The sequence below is a fragment of the Mesorhizobium sp. M4A.F.Ca.ET.020.02.1.1 genome (assembly GCF_004022645.1).
Classification (GTDB): Bacteria; Pseudomonadota; Alphaproteobacteria; order Rhizobiales; family Rhizobiaceae; genus Mesorhizobium.
On the sequence record NZ_RZOI01000670.1, the window covers coordinates 1 to 3,290 of the forward strand.

General features: G+C 62.5%; 4 protein-coding genes. 1 reads left to right on the plus strand and 3 read right to left on the minus strand.

Features of this window, described 5'->3' with window-relative positions; all coding sequences use genetic code 11:
* Both EN742_RS29015 and EN742_RS29020 read right to left on the minus strand, forming a co-directional pair.
* Nucleotides 1-587 (minus strand): branched-chain amino acid ABC transporter permease (locus EN742_RS29015; RefSeq protein WP_148670335.1); only part of this gene is annotated, 587 nt, incomplete at its 3' end.
* A 416-nt stretch (nucleotides 588-1,003) separates the two neighbouring features.
* Entirely contained in the window at nucleotides 1,004-1,390 is a 387-nt protein-coding gene (locus EN742_RS29020; RefSeq protein WP_126057820.1) for an ectoine synthase, read from the minus strand.
* A 174-nt stretch (nucleotides 1,391-1,564) separates the two neighbouring features.
* On the opposite strand from EN742_RS29020, the gene EN742_RS29025 reads away from it, so the two are divergent.
* Nucleotides 1,565-2,452, plus strand: coding sequence for a LysR substrate-binding domain-containing protein (locus EN742_RS29025; RefSeq protein ID WP_126057819.1), 888 nt, complete (start codon nucleotides 1,565-1,567; stop codon nucleotides 2,450-2,452).
* A gap of 21 nt (nucleotides 2,453-2,473) precedes the next feature.
* Here the strand turns inward: EN742_RS29025 and EN742_RS29030 are convergent.
* Nucleotides 2,474-3,290: 4-hydroxyproline epimerase (locus EN742_RS29030; RefSeq protein ID WP_128333561.1), on the minus strand; the 817-nt coding region annotated here is incomplete at its 5' end.

A 3,290-nucleotide genomic window follows, 5' to 3' on the forward strand; every position in this document is an offset into this window, starting at 1 on the left:
GTGCGGTCGACGTCGATGCCGAGCAGCGCGGCCATCTTGCGGTCCTGCTCGCAGGCGCGCTGCGCCCGGCCCAGCGCCGTCCTGTTGACCAGGTACCAGAACAGCGCCAGCAGCACCACCGTGACCAGCACGATAATGATCTGCTTCAGCGACACGCTAACGCCCGCGAACGTGTAGACCTGGCTGACCAGCGGCGGGATCGGCTTGTTGCGTGGGCCTTGCGTCACCTGGACGAAATTCGACAGCGCGATCGACATGCCGATCGCGGTGATCAGCGGCGCCAGCCGGAACGATCCGCGCAGCGGTCGGTAAGCCACCTTCTCGATCGTCCAGTTGTAGAGACTGGTCAACAGCATCGCCACGATCATCATGATCAGGAGCGCGATGACGACCGGCACCGAATAGAACAGCGCGCCGAGAATGAGGAAGACGATGAGGGCGGTGAAGGCCCCGACCATGAAGATGTCGCCATGGGCGAAATTGATCATGCCGATGATGCCGTAGACCATCGTGTAGCCGATCGCGATCAGCCCATAGATCGATCCCAGCGTCAGCCCGTTGATAAGCTGCTGGACGAAGTATTGCATACTGCCGTGGCTCCCCTGGAATGTCGCCCGCTTCCGGGTCGCACTCCCTTTTCGTATTTCCCCTAGTCGTAAAGTTTCGAGCCCGGATTGCAACGTGATTTTTCAATCGCCTCGCGTGTTTTGGAAGCACGCCGTCCGATTGCCCGTTTTTCGCTATCCGACCCCTGGACTATCGCGGACCCTATCATTGGCATAACGCAATGTCTTTGACGATTCAGCCGCATGATGCGCGTAGTTTCGAAGAAATCGCCGTCAAGATTAGGTGATGAGAAGATTTCTTGCGCCACCGATAGTCGTGCGTTTCGCGCATCCGCTCCTTCTACAGCGTTCGGGATTCTTCTGATATGACACTTATGTGACGGCGAGCCGGCGTGCCCCAGCGGCCCTGCTCGCCGTGGTGGTTCCGGGCGCGAAATTCAGTAGGCGGAGCCGCCTTCGCCACTCAGACTGTGCCGTTCAGTGCCGTTGAGCGGCGGATTGAAGACGCTGACCAGCACCATGTCGCCAGCGCCGTCGGCGCGCAGATAGTGATCGTCGTGCGCATCGAGCACGTAGATGGTTCCGGGCTCAATGCGATGGATGGCGCCGGACATGTCCTCGACTTCGCCGCTGCCGGAAATGCAATAGCAGGCTTCGAGATGCCGCCGGTATTGCAGGCGCGACTCGCTCCCTGCCCGCACCACGGTATGACAGACGGTGAATCCCATGCCGTCCCTCTGGGTCAGCAGCCGGTGGCTGGTGCCGTTGCCCCAGTCGACGAAGAAGTCAGTTTTTTCTACATCGGCCAATTGCCTGGTGAACATGGCATTCTCTCTCTATGAAAGGCGTGGAACGACGACGACGGCGGATTGACCTGGCTTCGCGCTGTTTTGGCTGTTATTTTCTGGATCAGCATTCGAAGCAGCCTTCAGAATGTCGCGACCCGAGGCGGGTTTCAAATGATCGAATTTCATTGGATGCATTAGAATAATTTACAGATGGACTATCTGCCGCTGAACGCCATCCGCGCTTTCGAGGCCGCCGCGCGCCATCTCAGCTTCTCGGCCGCCGGCGAGGAGCTGCATGTCACCCATCCAGCGATCAGCCATCAGATCAGGCGGCTGGAGGAATGGTTGGGCGTGCCCCTGTTCCACCGGGATGCCCGCAAGGTTCGCTTGACCGATGCCGGCCTCAGCCTGCAGGCCTCGGCGAACGCGGCGCTCTCCGACCTTGCGGCCGCTTGCCGGCGCATCCGCAGAAACGCGGCCGTCGCATCGCTGTCCGTGGGCTGCATTCCATCCATTGCCAGCCGATGGCTGGTGCCGCGCCTGCCGGACTTCACCGCGCGTCACCCCGAGATTGCGATCCGCGTCGCCTATGCAAAGGCCGAGGACCGACTCGAAGACGATGACAACGACATCCTGATCACGCTCGGCGCGGACCCGTCTCCCAAGGCCACCAGCCTCAAGCTCTTTTCCCGCATAAGCCGGCCCGCCTGCAGCCCGCATTATCTGGCGCGCAAGGGCCGGCTCGGGTCGCCGGCGGAGATTGCCGCGGCGGAGCTTTTGCATGACGAGACGCGTCACGGCTGGCGCGAATGGTTCTCGCAATCCGGCATGGCCGGGGCCGATGTCGGCAACGGGCCCGTCTTCGCCGATTTCAACATATTGGCGACGGCCGTCATCGCCGGCCACGGCGTCGCGCTTTGCCCGATCGAGGTTTTTCGCGAGGAACTGCGGCGCGGCGATCTCGTCGTCGTCTCCGACATCGCGACCGACAAGGACAAAGGCTACTACCTGACGATGTCGGCGCAACCCTCGGCCGCCGAAATCACCTTCGCCGACTGGTTCCGCGATCAGGTCTCGACGAACGGCGAGGAAGCCTGACGCCCTCGAGCAGCGACGGCGTCACGTGACGATGAACCCGTGCGCGAACGGATCGCGGTCGTCGATGAAGATGGTGTTCAACCCGGTCATCCGCGCCCAGCCGCCGATCGAAGGGACGATCGCCGGCTTGTCCGCGACGACGACTTCCTTTTCGACCCTGCCCTTGAACAGCGAGCCGATGATCGATTCGTGGACAAAGCTGTCGCCGACCTTGAGCTTGCCCTTGGCGTGCAGCTGCGCCATGCGCGCCGAGGTGCCGGTGCCGCAAGGCGAGCGGTCTATCGCCTTGTCGCCATAGAACACGGCATTGCGCGCATCGGCTTCCGGATTGGTTGGCTTGCCGGTCCACAGCATGTGCGACAGCCGGTTGATGCCGGGGCTTTCCGGATGCACGAAGGAGTACTTCTCGTTGAGCCGCTGCCGCACAACCGGGCTCCAGGCGATGAGGTCGCCGGCCGAATGGTCGGCCATGTCGCGATAGTTCGCCTGCGGCTCGACGATGGCGTAGAAATTGCCGCCATAGGCGACGTCGACGCTGATCTCGCCGAGGCCGGGGCATTCGACCGTCAGGCCTTCCGCGTAGAGGAAGGACGGCACGTTGGTGATGCGCACCTCCTCGACATACTCGCCGACCTGTTTGTACTCCGCGACGACCAGGCCGGCCGGCGTGTCCAACCGCAGCACGCCCGGTGTCTTCGGCGTCACCAGCCCATGCTCGATCGCCATTGTGACGGTGCCGATGGTGCCGTGGCCGCACATCGGCAGGCAACCCGAGGTCTCGATGAACAGGATGGCGATGTCGCAGTCCTCGCGCGTCGGCGGGGAGAGGGTGGAGCCC

Excerpts from the sequence above, each read along its gene's own strand:
- EN742_RS29020 (WP_126057820.1), bottom strand. The coding sequence starts at position 1,390 with ATGTTCACCAGGCAATTGGCCGATGTAGAAAAAACTGACTTCTTCGTC.
- EN742_RS29025 (WP_126057819.1), top strand. The coding sequence starts at position 1,565 with ATGGACTATCTGCCGCTGAACGCCATCCGCGCTTTCGAGGCCGCCGCG.